The 21,156-nt window shown below is 54.2% G+C and carries 24 protein-coding genes, 1 tRNA gene, 1 pseudogene and 2 riboswitches; of the genes and pseudogenes, 8 read left to right on the forward strand and 18 right to left on the reverse strand.

Annotated elements, in window-relative coordinates; genetic code table 11:
- Positions 1-39: 39 nt before the first annotated feature.
- Together GCU45_RS13945 and GCU45_RS13950 are read right to left on the reverse strand one after the other, a co-directional pair.
- Positions 40-1,494 carry a SulP family inorganic anion transporter gene (locus tag GCU45_RS13945; protein WP_152399382.1) on the reverse strand — a complete coding sequence of 485 codons (1,455 nt, stop codon included), beginning with the start codon at positions 1,492-1,494 and terminating at the stop codon, positions 40-42.
- Between the two features lie 342 nt (positions 1,495-1,836).
- Positions 1,837-1,929 carry a sporulation protein YjcZ gene (locus GCU45_RS13950; RefSeq protein WP_084203986.1) on the reverse strand — a complete coding sequence of 31 codons (93 nt, stop codon included), beginning with the start codon at positions 1,927-1,929 and terminating at the stop codon, positions 1,837-1,839.
- 284 nt (positions 1,930-2,213) lie between these two features.
- Between GCU45_RS13950 and GCU45_RS13955 the strand changes: the two genes are divergently transcribed.
- Positions 2,214-2,903, forward strand: coding sequence for a class I SAM-dependent methyltransferase (locus GCU45_RS13955; protein WP_152399383.1), 690 nt, complete (start codon positions 2,214-2,216; stop codon positions 2,901-2,903).
- Positions 2,904-2,932: 29 nt separating this feature from the next.
- On the opposite strand, the gene GCU45_RS13960 is transcribed toward GCU45_RS13955, so the two are convergent.
- The gene (locus GCU45_RS13960) at positions 2,933-3,643 is read right to left on the reverse strand and encodes a TetR/AcrR family transcriptional regulator (RefSeq protein WP_152399384.1); all 711 of its coding nucleotides are present in this window, start codon (positions 3,641-3,643) and stop codon (positions 2,933-2,935) included.
- Between the two features lie 155 nt (positions 3,644-3,798).
- Between GCU45_RS13960 and GCU45_RS13965 the strand changes: the two genes are divergently transcribed.
- On the forward strand, positions 3,799-4,470 hold the full coding sequence (locus GCU45_RS13965) for a DUF6022 family protein (RefSeq protein WP_152399385.1): 672 nt from the start codon (positions 3,799-3,801) through the stop codon (positions 4,468-4,470).
- Positions 4,471-4,539: 69 nt separating this feature from the next.
- Here GCU45_RS13965 and GCU45_RS13970 read toward each other — a convergent pair whose 3' ends face one another.
- The 11 genes and pseudogenes from GCU45_RS13970 to GCU45_RS14015 all read right to left on the reverse strand — a co-directional run bounded on the left by GCU45_RS13970 (position 4,540) and on the right by GCU45_RS14015 (position 10,622).
- Positions 4,540-5,187 (reverse strand): pyroglutamyl-peptidase I, encoded by a 648-nt coding sequence (locus tag GCU45_RS13970; RefSeq protein ID WP_152399386.1) that lies wholly within the window; start codon positions 5,185-5,187, stop codon positions 4,540-4,542.
- 186 nt (positions 5,188-5,373) lie between these two features.
- Positions 5,374-5,598 carry a phage holin gene (locus tag GCU45_RS13975; protein WP_076172832.1) on the reverse strand — a complete coding sequence of 75 codons (225 nt, stop codon included), beginning with the start codon at positions 5,596-5,598 and terminating at the stop codon, positions 5,374-5,376.
- A gap of 90 nt (positions 5,599-5,688) precedes the next feature.
- Positions 5,689-6,159, reverse strand: coding sequence for a 2-thiouracil desulfurase family protein (locus tag GCU45_RS13980; protein ID WP_152399387.1), 471 nt, complete (start codon positions 6,157-6,159; stop codon positions 5,689-5,691).
- A gap of 221 nt (positions 6,160-6,380) precedes the next feature.
- Positions 6,381-6,827, reverse strand: a complete 447-nt coding sequence (locus GCU45_RS13985) for a spore coat protein (protein ID WP_152403056.1) — start codon at positions 6,825-6,827, stop codon at positions 6,381-6,383.
- 131 nt (positions 6,828-6,958) lie between these two features.
- Positions 6,959-8,290: a voltage-gated chloride channel family protein gene (locus GCU45_RS13990; RefSeq protein WP_152403058.1), complete on the reverse strand. Its 1,332-nt coding sequence runs from the start codon at positions 8,288-8,290 to the stop codon at positions 6,959-6,961.
- Between the two features lie 134 nt (positions 8,291-8,424).
- Positions 8,425-8,485: riboswitch (Fluoride riboswitch) on the reverse strand.
- Between the two features lie 137 nt (positions 8,486-8,622).
- Positions 8,623-9,045 carry a CBS domain-containing protein gene (locus tag GCU45_RS13995; protein ID WP_152399388.1) on the reverse strand — a complete coding sequence of 141 codons (423 nt, stop codon included), beginning with the start codon at positions 9,043-9,045 and terminating at the stop codon, positions 8,623-8,625.
- A 113-nt stretch (positions 9,046-9,158) separates the two neighbouring features.
- A pseudogene (locus tag GCU45_RS14000) lies at positions 9,159-9,302 on the reverse strand (manganese catalase family protein); the annotation flags it as partial.
- A 104-nt stretch (positions 9,303-9,406) separates the two neighbouring features.
- Positions 9,407-9,517 carry a sporulation protein YjcZ gene (locus GCU45_RS14005; RefSeq protein WP_105445680.1) on the reverse strand — a complete coding sequence of 37 codons (111 nt, stop codon included), beginning with the start codon at positions 9,515-9,517 and terminating at the stop codon, positions 9,407-9,409.
- 261 nt (positions 9,518-9,778) lie between these two features.
- A complete protein-coding gene (locus tag GCU45_RS34020; RefSeq protein WP_208837126.1) occupies positions 9,779-9,895 on the reverse strand; it encodes a YjcZ family sporulation protein in 117 nt (38 codons plus the stop codon).
- Between the two features lie 271 nt (positions 9,896-10,166).
- Positions 10,167-10,238 (reverse strand) — tRNA-Thr (locus tag GCU45_RS14010).
- Positions 10,239-10,319: 81 nt separating this feature from the next.
- The gene (locus GCU45_RS14015) at positions 10,320-10,622 is read right to left on the reverse strand and encodes an MTH1187 family thiamine-binding protein (protein WP_152399389.1); all 303 of its coding nucleotides are present in this window, start codon (positions 10,620-10,622) and stop codon (positions 10,320-10,322) included.
- 288 nt (positions 10,623-10,910) lie between these two features.
- A riboswitch (cobalamin riboswitch) is annotated at positions 10,911-11,133 on the forward strand.
- A gap of 234 nt (positions 11,134-11,367) precedes the next feature.
- On the opposite strand from GCU45_RS14015, the gene GCU45_RS14020 reads away from it, so the two are divergent.
- From GCU45_RS14020 to GCU45_RS14030, 3 genes are all read left to right on the forward strand, one after another.
- Positions 11,368-13,701, forward strand: coding sequence for a ribonucleoside-diphosphate reductase subunit alpha (locus GCU45_RS14020; protein WP_152399390.1), 2,334 nt, complete (start codon positions 11,368-11,370; stop codon positions 13,699-13,701).
- A 486-nt stretch (positions 13,702-14,187) separates the two neighbouring features.
- The gene (locus tag GCU45_RS14025) at positions 14,188-15,219 is read left to right on the forward strand and encodes a ribonucleotide-diphosphate reductase subunit beta (protein WP_145026826.1); all 1,032 of its coding nucleotides are present in this window, start codon (positions 14,188-14,190) and stop codon (positions 15,217-15,219) included.
- A gap of 144 nt (positions 15,220-15,363) precedes the next feature.
- The gene (locus tag GCU45_RS14030) at positions 15,364-16,062 is read left to right on the forward strand and encodes a M50 family metallopeptidase (RefSeq protein ID WP_076172968.1); all 699 of its coding nucleotides are present in this window, start codon (positions 15,364-15,366) and stop codon (positions 16,060-16,062) included.
- Between the two features lie 121 nt (positions 16,063-16,183).
- On the opposite strand, the gene GCU45_RS14035 is transcribed toward GCU45_RS14030, so the two are convergent.
- Positions 16,184-16,348: a DUF1328 domain-containing protein gene (locus tag GCU45_RS14035; RefSeq protein WP_076172824.1), complete on the reverse strand. Its 165-nt coding sequence runs from the start codon at positions 16,346-16,348 to the stop codon at positions 16,184-16,186.
- Between the two features lie 154 nt (positions 16,349-16,502).
- Between GCU45_RS14035 and GCU45_RS14040 the strand changes: the two genes are divergently transcribed.
- On the forward strand, positions 16,503-16,973 hold the full coding sequence (locus GCU45_RS14040; RefSeq protein WP_152399391.1) for a MarR family winged helix-turn-helix transcriptional regulator: 471 nt from the start codon (positions 16,503-16,505) through the stop codon (positions 16,971-16,973).
- Positions 16,974-17,147: 174 nt separating this feature from the next.
- Here GCU45_RS14040 and GCU45_RS33785 read toward each other — a convergent pair whose 3' ends face one another.
- Complete coding sequence (locus GCU45_RS33785; protein ID WP_167527137.1) at positions 17,148-17,324, reverse strand: hypothetical protein; 177 nt, start codon at positions 17,322-17,324, stop codon at positions 17,148-17,150.
- Between GCU45_RS33785 and serS the strand changes: the two genes are divergently transcribed.
- Entirely contained in the window at positions 17,314-18,609 is a 1,296-nt protein-coding gene (serS, locus tag GCU45_RS14045) for a serine--tRNA ligase (protein WP_152399392.1), read from the forward strand. The genes GCU45_RS33785 and serS overlap by 11 nt on opposite strands.
- Before the next feature lie 92 nt (positions 18,610-18,701).
- On the forward strand, positions 18,702-19,208 hold the full coding sequence (locus GCU45_RS14050; RefSeq protein WP_152399393.1) for a DUF1572 family protein: 507 nt from the start codon (positions 18,702-18,704) through the stop codon (positions 19,206-19,208).
- Between the two features lie 113 nt (positions 19,209-19,321).
- Here GCU45_RS14050 and GCU45_RS14055 read toward each other — a convergent pair whose 3' ends face one another.
- On the reverse strand, positions 19,322-20,335 hold the full coding sequence (locus GCU45_RS14055) for a HoxN/HupN/NixA family nickel/cobalt transporter (RefSeq protein ID WP_152399394.1): 1,014 nt from the start codon (positions 20,333-20,335) through the stop codon (positions 19,322-19,324).
- Between the two features lie 27 nt (positions 20,336-20,362).
- Positions 20,363-20,974: a PadR family transcriptional regulator gene (locus tag GCU45_RS14060; RefSeq protein WP_152399395.1), complete on the reverse strand. Its 612-nt coding sequence runs from the start codon at positions 20,972-20,974 to the stop codon at positions 20,363-20,365.
- Between the last annotated feature and the right edge of the window lie 182 nt (positions 20,975-21,156).

Consider the following 21,156-nt stretch of genomic DNA (forward strand, 5'->3'; position numbering starts at 1 on the left):
CTCTCATATCGTATATAAAATGCAGGTTTTACGAGATGGTTAGTGGGACGATACCGAGGCTACGCCAATCTTGTCGATGATACGCTGGCTCTCCGGATTCAATCCCCGAACGGCCACCTTTTTGTCCAGCGCCTCATATTTGGCCAGCACCTTGGACACGGCGTTCACGCCCGATTGATCCCAAACGTGGGAGTAGGAAAAGTCAATCGCAATCTGCTCCGGATCCTCCTGGTAATGAAAGAGATGCACAAAATGGTTCATCGTTCCGAAAAACATCTGTCCTTTGATTTCGTACACCTTTACCCCATGCTCATCGATATGGGTCTGCGCATGAATACGCGCCATTTTCCAGCCAAAATTCAGGGCGCTCAGAATGACTCCGGTCACAACGCCGATCGCCAGGTTGGACGTGGCCACCACGATTACGACGGTCACGACCATGACGATCGTGTCGCCCAGCGGCACCTTGTTCATCGTTCGTAAAGAATGCCAGTCGAACGTGCCCACCGACACCATGATCATAACGCCCACCAGCGCCGCCATTGGCACCTGCTTGACGACATCGCCGAGCACGAGGATCAGGAACAGCAGAAAGGCGCCGGCGATAAAGGTCGACAGCCGGGAGCGGCCCCCCGACTTCACATTGATGACCGTCTGGCCAATCATGGCGCAGCCCGCCATCCCGCCGAAAAAGCCGGTGAGGATGTTGGCGATGCCCTGCCCCTTGATCTCGCGGTTTTTGTTGCTGCCGGTATCGGTCAGCTCATCCACCAGGTTGGCGGTCAAAAGCGTCTCGGTCATGCCAACGACCGCGAGCGCCAGCGCGTAAGGCAAAATCGTCAGGAACATATGAAACGACAAGGGAACCGACGGAACATGAAATGCGGGAAGCGACTGCGTAATGGTACCCATATCGCCAACGGTACGGACATCGGCATGGGTCAGCACCGAAATGATCGTCATGACGATAATGGCGACAAGCGCTGAAGGCACCGCTTTGGTGAGCAGCGGGAACAGATAAATGATCAGCAGCGTCGCGGCCACCATCAAGTACATGATCCAGGTAGCCCCTTCAAAATTCGGCAGCTGCGCCATAAAAATAACGATCGCCAGCGCGTTAACAAAGCCCACGATGACCGATTGCGGGATAAATGTGATGAAGCGCCCGAATTTCAGCGCCCCCATGAACCACTGCAGAATGCCGGTCAGCACTGTGGTCGCAAACAAATACTCAATCCCGTACTTGGCAACGATCGGTCCCATCAAGGATGCCATAGCACCGGTGGCCGCCGAAATCATCCCCGGGCGTCCGCCGAAAAACGAAATGCTGACGGCAATCACAAAGGATGCGTAGAGACCGACCATCGGATCCACGCCGGCCATAATAGAGAACGCGATGGCTTCGGGAATAAGCGCAAAGGCAACGGTTAGACCGGACAAAATATCTTTTCTGACGTTGCTAAAGAAGCCTTGTTTGATCCAGTTCAAAAACAAGAAATAATCCCTCCTGTGGATATAAAGTTGTATCTGTAGGGCTGATCGTGCTGCTATCCGTTCATGAAATGTTACGGGGTGTTTCAAGCGGGCTCCCCACTCTCAGGTTCGCCGGGTCCGATGGTTCACTGTTTTTCATTATAGCGGTATAAGCAGCTGAACCCAAAACTGCATGTATGCGCTATTTCCCTCTGTATACTGATCCATTCTCCCATTTACTCGTCTATATTTCCTTTTTCAATTCATATGTATATACTGCGGTATCTGCCTTTCTTATGAAATGGCGAAAGCCCCGCCGGAGGGCAGGAGCTTCGTTGCCCAAGGACCGCTTGAGTCCATGGATTAATAAATAAAGGATTTGGTAATGATGACGAGCAGAATAAACAGAACCAGGATGGCTCCCGTTGAGGTAAATGGGTTTCCTACACCACTCATGGTTTCTCCCCCTCTCTCCTGTTTATACTCTATCGTATGCCGCGTAAGGCGAATCGGTTTGGACAAATATCATTCAAGTCCATTTGCCCTATGAAAATGCGCGATGTTCCCGGGGTTAAAGGACCTTGCCGCCTCAACTCTATCGAGCTTATCAATGCTGATCCGTGGAAGGAATGATATAGGTAATACCTATAAATATAATACAGTTTATATATTTCCATAATGAGCGAACTGCCGGTACAATGAAGTCAATTCCAACAATCCACGGGTAAAGGAGAATGGTGATGGACAGATCTGTGATCAAGCTTTTTGACGCCAATGCAAAGGACTATGACCGGCAGCGGAGGGGACTGATTCCCTGCTTCGACGACTTTTACGGGATGGCCCTGTCCCTGGTGGAGTGCGGCAATTCTTCTCCAAGTATTTTGGATCTGGGGGCCGGAACAGGCCTGTTCTCCAGCATGGTACTGCTCAAATACCCTGAGGCCCGGCTTACGCTGATGGATTTAAGCGACAGCATGCTGCAGGAGGCCCGCCGGCGGTTCCACGGGGCACCGAATGTAGATTATGTAACCGGGGATTACAGCAGTTATCCGTTTACGCAAACTTACGATGTCGTCGTCTCTTCCCTCTCCATTCATCATCTGTCCCATCCGGAAAAAAGGCAGCTGTTCGCCACGATCCATCGGCTGCTGAATGAAGGCGGCATCTTTGTCAATGCCGATCAGGTGAAGGGCCATACCGACCAGGCGGACGTATATTACCGGAGACGCTGGCTGGAAGAAATCAGGGCAAGCGGTCTGCCGGAAGAAGCCATTCAGGCGTCGATTGAACGCAGAAGCCTGGATATCAACGCTACCGCCGCCGACCAGATGCAGTGGATGGAAGAGGCCGGCTTTGAAGACGTGGACTGTATGTACAAGTATTTGGACTTCGCGGTGTTTTACGGAAAAAAATCAGGGCGGACTTCCTAGTCCCCCTGATTTTTTTGCTTAGCGCCGGATCAGTCGGTCAGCCTCTGCCGGAAGCCGTCCATCAGGACGTCCAGCCCGAATTCGAATTCCTCCTGCCATCCGGTACCGGTCGTATGGGAAGCCAGCCGGATCATATTCGGAAACTGCTCCCTTGGCAAACTGCGGAAGAACCGGGCGTACTCCTCGCTGAGCTGAGCCTGGGCTTCCTCGCCGGAACCGGCCATCCCCTTCAGCCGCACCTCCTCGGCCACAAAGCCGAGCACATGGTTCTTCACCATGGATGCCATCCACGGGATGTGACCATCTGCAAATCCGGCCGATGCAAAGATTTGGTACAGTCTTTCAATCTGCAGCAGACGGTGGTACCCCATGGCGATGCCGCCATTGAACAGGTCCACCGCATCACGATAGCGGTGCAGTACGCGCCGGAATGCATGCCCCCACTGGATCAGCTGTTCCTGCCAAGGCAGGTCCGGGTCGGGCCTGTCCATTTCTTCGCTTATTTTATCCCCGATAAGCTGGAGCAGCTGGTCTTTATCCTTCACATGATAATACAGGGAAGCGGTCTTTACCTGGAGCTCATCGGCAATCTTGCGCATGCTCAGCTCCTTCAAGCCAAATTCGTTCAACACGCGGAGCGCCGTCCGGACAATCCGGTCACGGTCTAGTGGAATGTGCAGCTCCTCCTGTTCCCCCGTGCCGAAGAAGGGATGCTGGGGCACCGTTCGTTTTCTGGCCATCGAAGAGCCCTCCTTTTCACTTGACAATTATAGCATATACCTTTATTCTAATCCCATTAGATTAATCTAAAACCATTAGATTAATGGGCGAAGTTTATTCCGCAACGGAATCAGAACAGCCTAAGCAAAATTTTACGATGTGAAGGGAGTTTTATATGAATCCAATTTATTCGGTGGTCCGGTCCATGAACCGGCACCTGGACGAAATTTGGGAGGCGATTCTTCAAGAGCATGCGGAGGAACTCAGCAGCATGTTTGCGGAATTCGGCGACCGCGCGTACGGCGTCTATATTCAACAGCTGATGGGTCTGATCTGCGAGGAGGTGCGGAAGTCGGGATACGAGGTCCCCGCCGGATTCCGCTTGTCGGAGTCGGTCGAGAACTGGGGCCCGCCCGAGGAGCGTGAGCGATGCGTATGGTATGTGGTCAGAGACGATACCGGCCATCCGTGCGGCACGGCAGTGCTGCAAATTTTCCATTCTCACGCCCAGTTTCATCTTCCGCAGCCGCCACGCTTTTTAGCCCTGGAAGAAACGGAGCAAGAAGCCATTCTCCAAGCACTCTGCACCACAGGCGTGCGCCTAAGCGGACTGCCCCAGCGTTACCGTCATTCCGCCGGCGACGAGCCGCTGGAATGGGAATACGGGACGGACGCGGGGCTGCTCGAATACGTGCAATCATACCGTGGCCACACGGCGGTGGACTTTAATTATGCGCTGTCCTCGTGGGGGCGCCATGGCTGGGAGCTTGTACAAATCGTGCCGCATCAGGACCGCCTGATCGGTTTTTTCAAGCGTCCGGTTCACCTCGCCGGCGAAGGGCAATAACAGCAAAAAACACCCCCGGCGCTTGTTGTGAACAAGCACCTGGAGGTGTCAGGCGGTGAGCGATACCCGTTACACCGCGGGCTGCCGCTGCTGCTTTGCCGCATCAATCGTCGCATGGATGATCACGCGCAGCGCCCGCAGCATCGTTTCCTGCGGCAGCGAAGGCAGGCCCGGCTTCTGAAGCGCCATTTCCGTGGAGGCCGGAAAATGGACAAAACCCGCCAGCGTGGGCAACTCCTGCTCACGGATATAATCCAGCACGGCGTACATCGTGTTGTTGCAAATAAACGTGCCGGCCGACTCGGACACGGCAGCCGGAATCCCCTCCGCCTTCAGCCGGTTCACGGCCTCTCGGATCGGCAGCCGCGAGAACAATCCGTCCGGTCCTGCCGGATTAATGGGCAGATCCTGCGGTCTCTCCCCTTTGTTGTCGGCGTATGCCGCTTCCGGCGCCACGTCCTTGACGTTCACCGCGATCCGCTCCGGCGTTACCGCCGTCCGGCCTGCGGCCAGGCCGCAGCAGATTACGGCGTCCGGCTGAAAGTCACGCACTGCCTCAAGCAGCCTTTCGGCACATTCGTCATAATGGACCGGAAGCAGAACCGTCCGGATCTCGGCCTCCGCAAACGTCTCCTCCCGGATATCCCGCACGAGCTGCTCCGTCGGATTGACCGCATTTCCGCCAAAGGGCTCAAATCCTGATACCAGTATTTTCATGAAGCTTCTCCTCCCGGCAAGTCTTTCCTTCCATCATATCAAACGGGACGGATCGTTCCTACCCGAAATCGCGCCGCCAAGAAGGGATGCTGCTTCCTTGCAGATTCAGCTGCTTTGCGGGGAAACCGGAATTTGGCAAAAAAACACCCTGCTCGGCAGCTGACGGCTGCACGGCAGGGTTCCCGTCTACAAATTATATCCGCCGCTGTTCGGCTTGGTCGGGTTGGAGATAATCCCCAGCGTCGCCAAAATTCCGAGCACCAGGTCTGCGGCCGCCACGAGCTCTTGCCGCTTCATATCCGACAGTTCAAACGCGCCTGTGAGATGGCCGATCAGCTGCACCAGCAGAAGCACCTGTGAGACCATACTGATCCAGAGCGCATAGTTGCGAAACCGTTTCTTCTTGAGCATCATATGACCTCCTTTAAGGTCATATATATTCATCCGCCCCGGCAAACTTGTCCGAAACTTTTACAGGATGGACGAGCGATGCCAGCGATTTTAGAGGAGACCAGAGTCCAGAGCCTCCAGAAACGTCTCTTCGGACATCACCCGAATGCCCTCCCGTTCCAGCAGGGCGGTTGTCACCCCGCTGCCGGCCACCTTCTCATTGGCGAAGGAACCGTTATAAATCATGGCGCTTCCGCAGGAGGGGCTGTACTCCTTGAGCACCACCATGGACGCACCGACTTCACGGGCTTTTTCCAGCGTCCGTTGAGCCCCCTGAATATACATACCGCTGACGTCCCGGCCCGATTTCTCAACAACCCTGGCCCGGCCCTCCAGCACATCCCTCCCATCACCGCCTACGATCTCCGCAGGCTCTCTCGGGGTGACGAATCCCCCCAGCAGTTCGGGGCAGACCGTCACTGCCCTGTTCTGCGCCACCAATTGCTGAATCACGTCATTCAGGCTATCTGTTCCGTTATAGCGGACCTTCAGTCCGGCCAGACAAGAACTGACCATAATCACACCCGTTCACCTCCTGAACTGTTAATCCGTTTCACGTAAACTATTTATTCGTCCCACGTAAACTATTTATGACTTTAATGAAAGTATACTGCATAAGCGAACTGCTGGGGAGGCCCGGCTTCACGGTGTAGGATTTGGCCAAAAAATGCAGAAAGCCCGGGACCAGGCTCCCGGACTTTCTGCGATATCTCTTTTTCCCCTTGCCCCAGGTAGTACAGATGTTACATGCTTAACGCCTTTTTCGCATTTTCCAGATCATTGGCCAGGAGCCGCTCCAGATCGTAAGCAGGGTACAGCGAACGCTCCTCCATAAAATCAAAAACCTTGGCATGGAGTTTGATCGCATGGTTCAGATGCTTAACGAAAACCTCCCTTAAGGCCAGTGTTGCCGTTTCCGTAATCGCAAGCGCGTAATTGCGAACCCAACCTTTGGCCTTGCCCAGCAAATGGCCGGCATAAAAGCCCGTCATGTCTGCCGCTTCGGCTTTGCCGCCTCTCGCTGCAGGGACCGGCGCTTGCGGGTAAAACTGCAGCAGGTCCTTTATGTTTTGCTCCAGGCTCATAATAGCCTCTTTATACAGGGCGTGCAGCTGCGGATCGGTGACCTTGCCGATGTCCATTTTCAGGCAAATCAGGTCGTTGGACTGTGCTGCTACCAGCTCATGCATTTCCAGTGTTTCATGCCATGCTAAGTGTTTCACTTGGGCTTTCTTACCAGAAGACAATGCAATCCCTCCAATCGATGATGGGATAGCATATGCCCAGGGCGCCCAGAGGGGAAGATGTCTTGCCAAAAAAATTAGGCGCGCTCCCTTTTCCCCTTCTTCCTTCCCTTCTTCCCTCGGACCGAAGCCAGCGTCGCCTGTTCCGGCAGGCGCAGCAGCCTGGACTTGGACACCCCGATCCGCTGCGACACATAGATGCCGGTATGCCCGGAAAAATAATAACTGACGACGCAGGCGATGAACATGTATATCAAATTCCCCGAACCGAACAGCTCGATCCCCATAATAAAGCAGGCAATCGGGGTATTCGTCGCACCGCTGAACACCGCGATAAAACCGAGGGCTGCCATAAACGGCACCGCTAGATGGAGCAAGTCCGCCAGCGTGCTGCCCAGCGTTGCGCCGATGACGAAGAGCGGAGTCACCTCTCCGCCTTGAAATCCGGCCCCAAGCGTAATCGAAGTGAACACGGTTTTCCAGAGAAACGCCAGCTTTGGCGCCGTCCCTTCAAAAGCATCGCCGATCAGCGGAAGGCCAAGCCCGAGGTATTCCCTTGTGCCGAACGCGTAGACAATGGCAATCAGGATGCAGCCCCCGGCGAAGCTCTTCACCGCCGGATTCCGGAACCAGCCGGTGAACCGCGCCCTCAGCCAATGCGTCAGCTCGCTGAACAAAATGCTGGCCAGGCCGAACACCATCGACGCGAGCACGACCTTCAGCACCGTGATCAGCGTGATCGCCGGAATCGTGTTTACGGAATAATGAATATGATGAATTCCCCAGGCCTTCGTGGTCAAATCCCCGATAAAGCTCGCCACAAAACAGGCAAACAGCGCTTCGTAACGGATCATCCCCAACGCAAGCACCTCCAGCCCGAAGACCGTTCCGGCGAGCGGTGTCCCAAAGACCGAGCCAAAACCGCTGCTGATGCCGCACATTAGAATGATGCGACGGTCGGCGGGGCTAAGCCGAAGTCTCTTGCCAATCCATTCCGACAGGCTTCCACCCATCTGCACCGCCGTACCTTCCCGCCCGGCCGAGCCGCCGAACCAATGGGTCAGAATCGTTCCGAACAGGACGAGCGGAGCCATGCGCAGCGGAATAGCTCCGCCGCCGTCATGAATCTGTTCCAGTATCAAGTTGTTGCCCTTGGACGCGTCCTTGCCGTATTTCCAATACAGGTAGCTCACTAAGGCTCCCCCAAATGGAAGCAGCCATAGGAGCCATGGGTGCTGCAGACGCTGCTGCGTAACGGCATCCAGCGCTGCCAGAAACAAGGCCGATCCGGAGCCTGTGAGCACCCCCACCAGACTCCCGATGACCGACCACTTCACGATATAGCCAAGCAGCGCGAGATGCATAAATTTGCCTGCGTATACATATAACCTGCGTTTTCCCCTCGTCATCCGTTTTCCCATTACAGCGGTTTCCCCCCAGCTATGATGTATTTCCTATTGTTCCTCATTCAGGGGCAAATTACCGCTCCCTGCTTGTCCCGGTGCCGGAATGTCTGCAAAAAAATAGACTCCTACCAGTGTCTGCACTGGTAGGAGTCATTAGCTCACGGGCGGTTAAAGGCGAACTCCATCGCCTATGTTGTTACAAATTATTGTAATGAGCGATTGGCCTGAAGTCAACAGAAAATCTGAACGCCACAATAGACGAAAAAGCACCCGTATCGCGCTTTCGCTTTACGGGTGCTTCTGCTGCCAACTAGTTTCCCTGCCGCTCCGTCCTCTTAGTGGAGAGGTTCAGAAATTTGGCTGAGCGCATCGCCGGCTTCGTTGATGTGGATGTTCATCGTCGCCAGGTCGCCAATTGCGCAGATCCCTACCATTTCTCCGTTCTCTACAACCGGAATGCGGCGGATTTGATGGTCGGCCATCAATCGCGCGCACTCGTGGGCATCGGTGTCCGGCGAGCACGAAATGACATCGCTTGTCATGCAGTCATGGCAGTGTACGCTGCTCGGGTCTTTACCCGCAGCTACGCAGTTCAGCACGATATCACGGTCGGTAATCATACCTACCACTTTTTTGCCTTCGCAGACCGGAACCGATCCACAGTTGACATCGCGCATGATTTGCGCCGCAGCCGTGACCGAATCATGGGGTGCGCATACCTTTACGTCTTTGGTCATTACGTCGCGAACCATCGTCATTGCTGTTTACCTCCTCTAGGAATGATCCCCCGTATTTTACCCAGGGGTACCGGGATTATTCAGGCATGGGACGCTTTACTAGAACTACAGAGGCCCGGGGCAGGCTGTCAGCCTTAACGATTCATATCCGTGATCCCAAGGCTGTGCTCATCGGCGAGTTCAGGCATCATCGGTACCGGGAAGCCCTCCGGCGGCTGGATCACTCTCAGCTCCCCGCCGTTACGGCTAGGCGTTTGTCCGCTGAAAATTTCGCCGATGATATGTATAAAAAAAGCGCAGGATCCGTAACGGATCACTGCGCTTCGCTTGTGCTGGTCTCATGCCCTGGGATCGACCAGGTGGGCTAAGGACCGTTCAGCAATTAGTATCCCCAAGTTTTCGCGATGATGACAAGCAGAATAAAGAGGACAAGAATGATGCCGACGCTCGTCGACCAGCCGCCACCATAACCAACTCCACCAACTTCGCTCATGTGATATTCCCCTTTCGTCATAGGATCAGTTTTATTCTATGAAAGAAACCTTTCAGCGTTGTGGACAGAGTCAGCGGTTTAAAAGACTATTTTTTCTCGGTCTCGAGAGAGCCCCGGCGGGCTGACGGGATTAGCACAACACGTGCTACCCTAGTAATCCTATTTGTACGTGCCTAGCTAGTAATAAACTACTTTATTTATAAATAAAAAAGCCCCTGCCAGCACTTAGCCGGCAGGGGCTTCCTCATTCCTGACTTTTTATTACCAACAGAATGCCTTAACAATAATTACCAGCAGGATAAAGAGCACCAGGATAGCACCTACATTGCTGTGCAAACCGTAACCGTATCCTACGCCACCAACAACACCGTCGCTCATACATGTACCTCCTTTGTCAGAAGTTAATATTACAATATGTATATTCCACTATTTGGTATGGGTAAACGCACTTAAGATTTGATTTTTTTTTTGAATGAAAAAACCCGCTTCGAAAGCGGGCTTTGCCTTACATCAAGGAAGTTTTATGAGCCACTATATAATATGCCCCGTATAGATAAATGGTTCTTACATACAGAAGTTTAGCAAAATCAACAAAAAAGACGCGGTCTCCGAAATCCGGAAACCCGCGTCCTGTATGGCTTATGAAAGATGCTGGTGAAGGGAATTGAACCCCCGACCTACGCATTACGAGTGCGTTGCTCTACCCCTGAGCTACACCAGCGTGGAAAATGAAATTTTCCGTCAAACAAAAACTATTATACAACTTCTTCTCCAAAATGCAATACTTCATTGCGATTGGAATTTATTTCAATTTGTCGCGGACCGATTGCAGCTTCTGGGCGCTGGAAGAGGCTTTGTCCCGTCTGTCGTCGATTTTGACCGAAGTGGATACGCGCTGCGCACCGGCCAGGAACGGTGCTTCGTGAAGGGCTGCTAACGCCTGCCATACATCCGGAAGAGCCCCCTCAATGATCGTGCTCATCGAAGTCAGCTCGTAGCTGATCCCCTTCTGCTCCGCCAGCACCTGCTGCATTTGTGCCACATAGGAGCTCAGGCTGGTCGTGGCCGTTCCGATCGGAATGATCGTTACCTCTGCAATTGCCATGGTCGTGCGCCTCCTTTATCCTTTTGCAAGCGGATCGAACTTTATTCCTAATTTTATTGTACCCGACCGTCTATGGAATCGCAAAAGAATGGCCTGCAAAATTTTTTATTCGCGTTTTTCCTGCAAATTTCGCCCGATTTCTACCTTTTCAGCCCCCTCTAGAGGCTAATCTCCAATGGTTCACAGTAGCGCCCCGGGGGTCCATCTGGTATAATTCTCATTGCTCGTCTTTTAAGAGAAACTATGTTTACAAACACAATATATTGGGTTAAATTAGTATGAAAGCAACCAAATATAGTGGAAACAGGTGAACACGGCTCGATTTGCCAGGCGTTCATAATAGGGAAGCACGGTGTGAATCCGTCACGGTCCCGCCACTGTAACCGGAAGGCTGAGAGCTCCGAGCTTTCGGCACGATATCGGCTAAGGCCACTGTCCGTCACGCGGACGGGAAGGCGCCGAATATCGCATTTTCGGGAGTCAGGAGACCTGCCTGTTTTGTCTCACGAAAGGCCTACGAGGAATAGGTGCGTGATGCCAGTCGATATCTATACATAGGGTGATAGATATTTTTTCCCATGCTCGTAAATAGGGCATACGGGATCTAGCGGCATTTTCGTACCTGTGCTCCAGGTTCTTCGGAAATGCCTTTTGTATGGGCAAGCACAGCAAGAGCTCCCTCTTAACAGCATCGTCCTACTTTCCGTTATACCAAATATACAAACTTTGAAAGGAGATCTGCACCATGCCGCAGCTCGTTACCAAACCGAACAACCGCCAGCTGGCTTTTGATGAAATCCGTCTCTCCGTTTATGCCGACCGAATCCTGGAGGGGCTGGAGACCCTGGACAAGGAGCGCCTCCTCCGGGGCGTGCAGAGCAAACTGCGCCGCGAGGAAGTCACCGGCGACGAAATCAGCAGCGCGTTCACGATGTCGGCGCTTGAGCTGGTCACCAAGGAGGAGCCGAACTGGAAGTTCGCCGCAGCGCGCTCGCTGCTGACCTCCCTGTACAAGAAGGCCGCTTACAACCGCCGCTACAAAGCCTATCCTGACGAGCCATATGGTGCGTTCTACCCTCTCATTACCGAGCTGGTGCAAAAAGGAATCTACCGCGAGGAGCTCCTCACCTGCTATACCAAAGAGCAAATTGAAGAATTGGGCCGCAGCATCGATTACAAATGCGACCTGCTGTTCGACTATATCGGGCTGCTGACCCTGTCCGACCGCTACCTGGCGCATGATTTCGACGGACGCGTTATGGAGCTCCCGCAGGAGCGCTACATGGTCATTGCCATGTACCTGATGCATACTGAGCCAGAGGACAAGCGTCTTGAGCTCGTGAAGGAAGCGTATTGGGCCATGAGCAACCTGTACATGACCGCCGCTACGCCAACGATGTCCAACGCCGGCAAGAAGGTCGCCGGACAGCTGTCCAGCTGCTTTATCGACACGGTGGACGACTCGTTGGAAGGGATTTTCGACTCCAATACCGACGTGGCCCGTCTCAGCAAAATGGGCGGCGGCATCGGCGTCTACCTCGGCAAAGTCCGGGCGCGCGGCTCCGACATCCGCGGTCACAAGAACACCAGCTCCGGCGTCATTCCTTGGATCCGTCAGCTGAACAACACGGCAGTCAGCGTTGACCAGCTCGGCACCCGCAAAGGTGCGGTTGCCGTCTACCTGGACGTCTTCCACAAAGACATCCTGGCCTTCCTGGACCTGAAGCTGAACAACGGTGACGAGCGCATGAGAGCGCATGACGTGTTCCATGGCGTGTGCCTGCCTGACCTGTTCATGGAGGCGGTCGAAGCTCGCAGCGAGTGGAGCCTGTTCTGCCCGCATGAAGTGAAGAAAATTATGGGCTGGAAGGATGCCAACGGCCGTCCGGCGGGTCTTGAGGATTATTATGACGAAACGGTCGGTCAAGGATCGTTCCGCGAGAAGTACGCCGAAGCGGTTGCCCACCCGCTGCTTCCAAGAATTACGGTGCCTGCGATCGACATCATGAAGCGCATCATGAAATCGCAGTTGGAAACCGGCACGCCGTACATGTTCTACCGGGATACCGTCAACCGGGCGAACCCGAACCGTGCCCATGGCATGATCTACTCGTCCAACCTGTGCACCGAAATTATGCAGAACCAGTCCGCCACCGTGGTGGAAAAAGAAGAACTCGTGACCAAAGACGGCCAAACCCGGATCGTCATTTCCAAGGTTCCGGGCGACTTCGTCGTCTGCAACCTGAACTCGATTCACCTGGCCCGTGCCGTTCCGGACAATGTGCTGGACCGTCTGGTGCCGATCCAGGTACGCATGCTGGATAACGTCATCGACATTAACAACATTGAAGTTCTGCAAGCCCAATATACGAACAGCCAATACCGCGCGGTTGGACTCGGCACCTTCGGCCTGCATCACCTGCTCGCCCTTGAAGGCATCCGCTGGGAGTCCGACGAAGCGGTTGAATATAACGACAATCTGTACGAAAAAATCAACTACCTGCTCGTCAAATCCAGCATGGAGCTGGCCAAGGAGAAAGGCCACTATCCGAAGTTCAAAGGCTCCGACTGGGAGAACGGCGCTTACTTCACCAGCCGCGGTTATGTCGACGGCGAGCATGAGGGCAAGTTCGTTACCACCGAGCAGTGGAAAGAGCTCCAACAGGAAGTGCAGCAGAACGGCGTCCGCAACGCCTGGCTGTTCGCTATCGCGCCAAACGGCTCGACTTCGATCATTGCCGGCTCCACCGCCAGCATCGATCCACTGTACGACCTTCTGTCTTATGAGGAAAAAACGACCTACAAGATCGCCAACCCGGCTCCGGACCTGTCCGAGAAGACGATCTGGTATTACAAAACGGCATTCCTGATCGACCAGCATTGGTCCATCAAGATGGCTGCGGCGCGTCAGCGCCACATCGACCAGGCTCAAAGCTTCAACCTGTACGTTCGTCCGGATATCCGGGCGACGGAATTCCTTGAGCTTCACCTTCACGCCTGGAAAGCCGGCATCAAAACGACGTACTACGTCCGCAGCCGTGCGCTGACGATTGAAGAGTGCGAGTCGTGTGCATCGTAAAAGATATTAAAGCCTAAAACCTTTTTCGATCCCTCCCAAACCCTCCCTTCCAAGGGAGGGCCCCGAGGGCGCTGCCCTCTGGACACCCGGAATGTTGGCGGATGACCGGCGGGTGGTGGATTTTCTTGATGTGAATATGTGCTGTGATTCGCTTTCGTCCCCCTCCTGCTTTGCAGGTTATGGGGGACACGCTTTTACGTTTGAGCGGTGCGCGTGGTGGTCTCCTCGATTCTCGGAGACCCCTTGCGTCGCGCGGCTTGCTCCCTGTTTTGGCTTTGCCAAAATACGGGAGCTCGCCACGCGTCCGATTAAACGGATAAGTACAACTGCAATGGAAAGATACTGCATGAACCATTTGAGGCAGACTATCTGAAACCTTAAGTTAAAGATCACTGGTGCAGATCAACTGATATGGATTACAGCATCCTGTGACGGATGTTGATATATATGAACAAGCAAAATAAAGAACAAGGAGTGAAATCGAGTATGCAAATGCAAAAGATTTTTAACACCGAAGCGCCGAACCGCTCGACCCGCATCATCGAAGGAGAATGCTCGGGCATCCTGAACTGGAACGATATCCGTATGCCCCATATGTACAAATTGTATAAAGTTCTGCTGCTGAACCACTGGATCGCCGACGAAATTCCGATGGCCAAAGACGCGCAGCAGTTCGTCAACCTCGATCCGGAAGAGCGGCGCACCTTCAAGATCAACATTTCTTTGCTCGCCGTGCTGGACTCGATGCAGACGATGTTCATCGGCGACGTAAAGCGTTATTTTACCGATTCCTCGCTGGAGGCCATCTCGGCTATCATCGGGCAGCAGGAAGTCGTGCACAACCAATCCTACTCCTACGTGCTGTCTTCGATCGTATCCGAGCAGGAGCAGAAAGAAATTTTCGAATACTGGAAGCATGATCCGGTGCTGCTCGACCGCAACCGTTTCATCTCGGAAATTTACCAGGAGTTCCGCGACGAGCAGAATCCGCAAACGTTCTTTAGAGCACTTGTGGCCGACTTGATCCTGGAAGGCATTTTCTTCTACAGCACGTTCGCCTTCTTCTACAACCTGGCCCGCGACCAGAAGATGATGGCGACCAGCCAAATGATCTCCTACATCCAGCGCGACGAGAACCAGCACTGCTATTTCTTCGGCGAAGTGTTCAAGCAGCTGCTCAAGGATTTCCCTGAGCTGAACACGAAGGAGAACATGGACTACGTCTACCGCACGATCGACCGCGCGGTTGAGCTGGAAACGAACTGGGCGCACTACACGCTCAGCGAGGTTAAAGGCATCGATCTGAATGAGCTGTCCGACTACATCAAATACATCGCCAACAAACGCCTGAAAATGATGGGGATGGAAAAAGGTTACGAAGGCGTGGATTCCAACTGCATGCCTTGGATTCGTCCTTTCTCCGACGAGGCGCTCAACGCCACCAAAACGGACTTCTTCGAAGCCAAATCCCGCAACTACGGCAAGGTCGGCGACGACAACGGATTCGACGATCTGTAAGCCGCTCGCCTGTAATATACTAGTTTCGCAACAACCGGGAAGTGCAGCTCCGCTGCGCTTCCCTTTTTCATTGGATCGTGTATGATGGAACAAAAGATTATTAGATCCGCATGTTACCGTTTGGAAAGGAGCTGCCCGTTGCCCGTGAATAAATCCTTGAAGGCTGTATTGTTTCTTGTCGCATCTGCGATTCTGACCCGGCTGATCCCGTTCTCCTCCTGGTTCCGCACCCTGGATACGATGATTCATGAGTTCGGTCATGCGGTCGTCACCCTGCTGCTCTCCGGAAGGGTTCTGCGCATCGAACTCAATGCCGATCACAGCGGGACCACCTACTCCTATTTATCCTCCGGCTGGAGCTCCGTGCTCGTCTCGCTGTCGGGGTATACGATCGCTTCCATCTTCGCTGTGCTTCTGTTCTACGGGTATGCCAAACGCAAGCAGGCCGCCGGGCTGATCCTGATCACGCTGCTGGCTGCCGTCAACCTGCTCTTTTTTGTCCGGAACAGCTACGGCGTTTGGTGGCTCGTCATCTTTATGGCGCTGAACATCGTGTTTTATTTGCTGGGCAGCACCGTGCGCAACTTCTATTACCTTCTGCTCGCCTTTCTTTGCCTGGAAGAATCGGTTGTCGGGCCGCTTACCCTGGCCATCACTTCCTTGACCAATCCGCGGCAAGCTGGTGACGCGGCCAACCTGGCTCACATGACGGTGCTCCCTGCCATCGCCTGGTCGGTGCTGTTTCTCCTGTTTGCGCTTTGGTGCACCACCCAAAGCCTTACCTTGTTTTGGCGGAAGCCCGCGCGAAAGCCTGCTGCAAACACCAGCATGCGGACCGGATAAAACGTACGCCGTTTCGAATTTTCTCAACCCAAAAAAAGGCTTGTCCCACAAGTATGTGGGCGCAAGCCTTTTCTGCTCTTATCGAGTGTTCGTATGAACGGGATCAGCGGCGCAGCTAGCGTCAACTGCTCCGTCTTCTGCCAAAAATCAGCGACAGAATAAACAGGATCAGGAAGACGAAGAACAGCACCTTTGCGACACCAACGAGCGCTGAAACGATGCCGAAGAAGCCGAAAATCGCAGCTACGATGGCAATGATCAAAAACAAAATCGCGAGTCCGATCATCGTGATCACCTTTCTTTCGTTAGAATGTGGTACTTGTTTTTAACCCTGAATTGGAGATTTGAACCTTGAAAAATACTCCAGATCCGCATATAATTTGTTCATAGCTGAACTGTTCATTATTGAACAAATTGATAAACGAAAGGTTGCCTGAGATATGGATCACCAAGAACGCCAAGATCCTCAGATCAAGCTGGCCGCTGAAGTCGTTCAATCCTTTTCTGGCATTCAAAAACGCCTTCTGGAGTTTACCCGCAGCAACGCGGAGGGGCTAGGATTAACCGTGCTGCAGCTCGCCATCCTGAACACGCTGTATACCGCGCCCGGCATGACACTAAGAGAATTAACCGAGCGTCTCTCTTCTCCTAAAAGCACCCTTAGCGTTCAAGTGGAAGGCCTCGTCCAATCGGGATTGGTGGACCGTGTTATCTCCGAGACAGACCGCAGGGAGGTCAAACTGAGCCTTACCGCTGATGGACGGGAGCGTTCCCTTCAGTCGGCGGCTAAGCCCCGCTCCTACCAAGCCATGGCGTATGCCCTCGAGCAGCTCCCCGCTTCCGATGTGGAGAGCCTGCTCCGCATTCACCAAAGCATACAAAAGCTTTTGGAGGAGTATACATCCAGGTAAGGGATGTACGTATATTGTGCTTTTGATCGGTTTACGCTATACTAAACCGCAAAGAACTGAACAGTGACATTACGCCGATGAACAGCATCCAACTGTGAGGCGTTTTCGACCGGAGCGGATGGCGATTCCCGCATGTACGCAGCATGACAGTGCAGCGGCTCCACCATTCTCTCTCTAAGTTAACCGGCCTCCGTCCGTTATCGCGGAACCAAGCGGATCGGCACTGCCTTCAGGCAGGCCGGTCAAATTGGGTGGCACCGCGAGCAAGCGCTCCTCGTCCCAAGGGATGAGGGCGCTTTTTGTATTTTTACAGGACAAAGAGACAAAGGAGACGGTATCGATGCTAAACATTCAATTCATCCGTGACCATCAGGAGCAGGTACAGCAAGTCGCGGAGCAAAAAAATATTCCCTTTCAGGTGGACGATCTGCTGGAATGGGACGAGAAGCGGAGAAGGCTGCTGCAGGAGACGGAATCGCTAAGGGCGCAGCGCAATGAGCTGACCAAGAGCATCGCGGGGCTGCTGAAGCAGGGCAAGGACGAAGCCGCGGAGCAGCTTAAGGGCCAAGTGAAGGAGATTAACCGCAGCCTGGACGGCTGCGAAGCCGGTCTGCGCGAGGCAACCAGCAAATTTGAGGAACTGATGCTGCTCGCCCCCAACGTTGTCTCGGAGGACACGCCGATTGGCAAGGACGACAGCGACAATGTGGAAGTCCGCCGGATCGGGACGCCGCGGCAATTTGATTTTGAGATGAAGGATCATGTCACGCTCGGCGAGCTGCATGATCTGTTCGATATTCCACGCGGGGTCAAGACGGCGGGCAGCCGCAGCTATTACTTGAAGGGAGCCGGCCTGTTCCTTCATCTGGCCGTGCAGCGGCTGGCAATTGACCTCCTGGCCTCGCGCGGATTTACGCCGATGGACGTGCCGGTCATGGTCCGTCCCGAAGCGCTGGCCCGCTCGGGATTCTTCCCTACCGGGAAGGATCAGACCTATGAGCTGGCCGGTGAGGACAAGTGGCTCGTCGGCACTTCGGAGGTGTCGCTGGTGTCGTACTACAGCGACGAAGTGATCGACGCCGCCCTCCCTATCCGGCTCGCGGGCGTGTCGAGCTGCTTCCGCCGGGAAATCGGCTCGGCGGGCCGCGACGTACGCGGCTTGTACCGCGTCCACCAGTTCGCCAAGGTCGAGCAGGTCGTCCTCTGCGAGAACGATCCCGCGGCGTCGGAGGCGATGCTTCAGGAAATTACCGGCCATGCCGAGGAGATCCTGCGGCTGTTGGAGCTTCCTTACCGGGTGATGGCCGTCTGCACCGGAGACATGTCGCAGAAGACGTATAAGCAGTACGACATCGAAACCTGGATGCCGAGTCGCGGAGCCTACGGCGAAACCCATTCGTCGTCGAATCTGCTCGACTTCCAGGCCCGGCGCTCGAACATCCGCTACCGCGATGCGGAAGGCAGGCTGCAGTACTGCCATACGCTGAACAATACGGCCGTTGCCTCGCCTCGCATTCTGATTCCGCTGCTCGAAAACCATCAGCAAGAAGATGGCTCGATTTACATTCCGGGCGCCCTTCGGCCGTATATGGGCGGTATCGATAAGCTGGTGCCCCCTGGCCCCAAAGCAGAGTAACCGTATTGTAGAGTCACCTCCCTGCTTGCCGGGAAAGAAGGACGGCCCCTATACTGGTGTGAAGAAATCATTTTATAGTGGAGGTGGTTGGAATGAGCGCCCACGACATCGGAACTGAATATTTCCGGGTAGTCAACGAGAAATTCGCCGAGCTGAAGCGTTCCGCCGAGAAGGCGATCGCGCAGGTTCCGGACGATAAGCTGAATTGGTCGTTAAACGAAGACTCCAACAGCATTGCGGTTATCGTTCATCATATGAGCGGGAATATGATCTCCCGCTGGACGGACTTCCTCGATTCCGACGGGGAAAAAGAAGGCCGCGACCGGGACAGCGAGTTCGAGGGCACCGTGGCCTCGAGAGAAGAGCTGCTGGACATCTGGAACCGCGGCTGGGGCGTCTTTCTGCAGGCGCTTGGCTCCCTCGGCAGCAGGGACCTGCTGCGGACCGTCTACATCAGGGAAAAGCCGCATTCGGTGCTGGAAGCGATCGAACGGCAGATGTCGCACTATTCCAGCCATATCGGGCAGATCATTTACATCGCCAAGCAGATTCAATCGGACGCTTGGGAGACACTGACGATTCCGCGCCGGAACAAATAGCGGGCAAGGAAAACCGTTTATCGAGGTACATTCATAGAGGACAGACCGCGTTTATCCAAAAACGGGACCCGCCGGCATCACGCCGGGCAGGTCCCGTTTTGCTTTCACGGTCCTTATAGACTTTTCCCTTTCACCGCATACCGCTCTTCAATCCGATAAACCTTCCAAATGAGCACAGCCACGCCCCAAATGGCCAGAAACGCCACGACCAGGAAAATACCCAAATTTCCAAAGTCGATGCCTGCGATGACATCCCAGATGCCACCGGATAAATGCAGCTTCTCCGTCGTGATCTGCGCCAGTTCCACCGCGCCGACTGCCACGGCGGCGATCACCGAAATCGCCGTGACGATCAGGTTGTAGTAGACCTTCCGGATCGGACGGTCACTGGCCCAGGCATAGCTCTTGGTCATCATGAGGCCGTCCAGCGTATCGAACAGGCTCATGCCAGCCGCAAACAGCAAAGGCAGCGCAATGATGCCCAGGACCGGAACCTGCTGGTTGGCCGCCCCAGCCGACATGGTAAGCAGCGAAATCTCGGTGGCGGTGTCAAAGCCGAGGCCGAACAGAAAGCCGATCGGGTAAATATGCCAGCTTTTCGTGACCAGCTTGAACCATTTGCCCATAAATCGCGTAAAGAAGCCTTTGGCTTCGAACATCTCCTCAAGCTCCGCTTCCCCGATCCGGTCTTCCCGGATTCGGCGGAACGTGCGCCAGAGCTGGGCAAACAGCATGAAATTGAGCACGGCCAGAAACAGCAGGAACACTCCTGACACGGTCACCCCGATGATGCCGCCGATCTCCTGCATGCCGGACATATGCTTGGCGACAAAGCGCACGGAAATGGCCGTCAGTACCGCCAGCAGGAAGACGACCGTCGAGTGCCCCAGGGAAAAGAAGAAGCCAACGCCCCGGGAATCCTTTTTCTGCGCCACCAATTTGCGGATCGTGTTATCCACCGCGGCGATATGGTCGATATCAAAAGCATGGCGGACGCCAAAGACGTAAGCCGCAATTCCCATGCCGACAAAAGCCGGATGGGCGGGCACCACCGTAAATAAGGCAAGCAGCCCAAGGACATGGATCAATGCCACGCCCAGCATGTAACGGTTCCAAATGAACTTCATGTTTCCACCTTTCGAGAAAAGAGCCGGTCAGCATTCGGACAGCATCGAAATGCCCCGGATCAATGTATTGAACGTGCCGGCGCCGATGAACCCGATCACAAACTTGACAATCAGCGGATTATCCATCAGATTCAGCACCCACTTGCACCACGAAATCTCTTCCTTGTCGAGAAAATTGCTGCGGTTCAGCAGCACGTACCTCCCGAAATGCTTGGAGGAGGCGCGGGTATGGTCCTTCTCCACCGACGCTATTTTTTTCTCCCGGACCGTCACTCTCAGCTTCAGCTTGGAGATCCTTTCCAGGATCAACTTTCTGGCGTTCTCCTCATCGGTCAGCCACATCGAGTAAACCTTGATGAGGAACTCGTCCCGCACTGCGGGTTCCGCCGGCTTTTCTTCCACCCAGGAACCCAGTGCCTCCCGGCCCTGATCCGTGATGGAATACGTCTTCTTGTCTGGCCGTCCCGTCTGCTCCACATGCTCATATGCCACCAGGCCCTTTTGCTCCATTTTATTCAGCAGCGGATAGATCTGGCTGTGCTTGGCAGGCCATAAAACCTCCAAGTAAGCAGCCAGCTCGTATCCCGAACACGGCGTACGGGCCAGCACGCCGAGTATTGCGTAACCTAATGTGTTCATTTCGTTTCATTCCCTGCGTTCTTATAGATATATACCTCGAACCGGCAGCTTTATCCGGCTTGTATACTACCAGTGTATCCGCAATGATCTCGAAATGGTACCTTTCCGGCCAAAAAAGCCAGCAAAGAAGTTTGGCGAAGAGCACGCAGCCGGCGGGACGGATCGCTGCGGACGGCAGACGA

It is taken from the genome of Paenibacillus cellulositrophicus (assembly GCF_009363095.1).
Lineage (GTDB): Bacteria > Bacillota > Bacilli > Paenibacillales > Paenibacillaceae > Paenibacillus_AQ > Paenibacillus_AQ favisporus.

What these genes read in the sequence shown, in the direction of transcription:
- GCU45_RS13950 (WP_084203986.1), bottom strand. Translation starts at nt 1,929, where the DNA reads ATGAGTGGTGTAGGAAACCCATTTACCTCAACGGGAGCCATCCTGGTT.
- GCU45_RS13955 (WP_152399383.1), top strand. Translation starts at nt 2,214, where the DNA reads ATGGACAGATCTGTGATCAAGCTTTTTGACGCCAATGCAAAGGACTAT.
- GCU45_RS13960 (WP_152399384.1), bottom strand. Translation starts at nt 3,643, where the DNA reads ATGGCCAGAAAACGAACGGTGCCCCAGCATCCCTTCTTCGGCACGGGG.
- GCU45_RS13965 (WP_152399385.1), top strand. Translation starts at nt 3,799, where the DNA reads ATGAATCCAATTTATTCGGTGGTCCGGTCCATGAACCGGCACCTGGAC.
- GCU45_RS13970 (WP_152399386.1), bottom strand. Translation starts at nt 5,187, where the DNA reads ATGAAAATACTGGTATCAGGATTTGAGCCCTTTGGCGGAAATGCGGTC.
- GCU45_RS13975 (WP_076172832.1), bottom strand. Translation starts at nt 5,598, where the DNA reads ATGCTCAAGAAGAAACGGTTTCGCAACTATGCGCTCTGGATCAGTATG.
- GCU45_RS13985 (WP_152403056.1), bottom strand. Translation starts at nt 6,827, where the DNA reads ATGCATGAGCTGGTAGCAGCACAGTCCAACGACCTGATTTGCCTGAAA.
- GCU45_RS13990 (WP_152403058.1), bottom strand. Translation starts at nt 8,290, where the DNA reads ATGACGAGGGGAAAACGCAGGTTATATGTATACGCAGGCAAATTTATG.
- GCU45_RS13995 (WP_152399388.1), bottom strand. Translation starts at nt 9,045, where the DNA reads ATGACGATGGTTCGCGACGTAATGACCAAAGACGTAAAGGTATGCGCA.
- GCU45_RS14005 (WP_105445680.1), bottom strand. Translation starts at nt 9,517, where the DNA reads ATGAGCGAAGTTGGTGGAGTTGGTTATGGTGGCGGCTGGTCGACGAGC.
- GCU45_RS34020 (WP_208837126.1), bottom strand. Translation starts at nt 9,895, where the DNA reads ATGAGCGACGGTGTTGTTGGTGGCGTAGGATACGGTTACGGTTTGCAC.
- GCU45_RS14015 (WP_152399389.1), bottom strand. Translation starts at nt 10,622, where the DNA reads ATGGCAATTGCAGAGGTAACGATCATTCCGATCGGAACGGCCACGACC.
- GCU45_RS14020 (WP_152399390.1), top strand. Translation starts at nt 11,368, where the DNA reads ATGCCGCAGCTCGTTACCAAACCGAACAACCGCCAGCTGGCTTTTGAT.
- GCU45_RS14025 (WP_145026826.1), top strand. Translation starts at nt 14,188, where the DNA reads ATGCAAATGCAAAAGATTTTTAACACCGAAGCGCCGAACCGCTCGACC.
- GCU45_RS14035 (WP_076172824.1), bottom strand. Translation starts at nt 16,348, where the DNA reads ATGATCGGACTCGCGATTTTGTTTTTGATCATTGCCATCGTAGCTGCG.
- GCU45_RS14040 (WP_152399391.1), top strand. Translation starts at nt 16,503, where the DNA reads ATGGATCACCAAGAACGCCAAGATCCTCAGATCAAGCTGGCCGCTGAA.
- serS (WP_152399392.1), top strand. Translation starts at nt 17,314, where the DNA reads ATGCTAAACATTCAATTCATCCGTGACCATCAGGAGCAGGTACAGCAA.
- GCU45_RS33785 (WP_167527137.1), bottom strand. Translation starts at nt 17,324, where the DNA reads ATGTTTAGCATCGATACCGTCTCCTTTGTCTCTTTGTCCTGTAAAAAT.
- GCU45_RS14050 (WP_152399393.1), top strand. Translation starts at nt 18,702, where the DNA reads ATGAGCGCCCACGACATCGGAACTGAATATTTCCGGGTAGTCAACGAG.
- GCU45_RS14055 (WP_152399394.1), bottom strand. Translation starts at nt 20,335, where the DNA reads ATGAAGTTCATTTGGAACCGTTACATGCTGGGCGTGGCATTGATCCAT.
- GCU45_RS14060 (WP_152399395.1), bottom strand. Translation starts at nt 20,974, where the DNA reads ATGAACACATTAGGTTACGCAATACTCGGCGTGCTGGCCCGTACGCCG.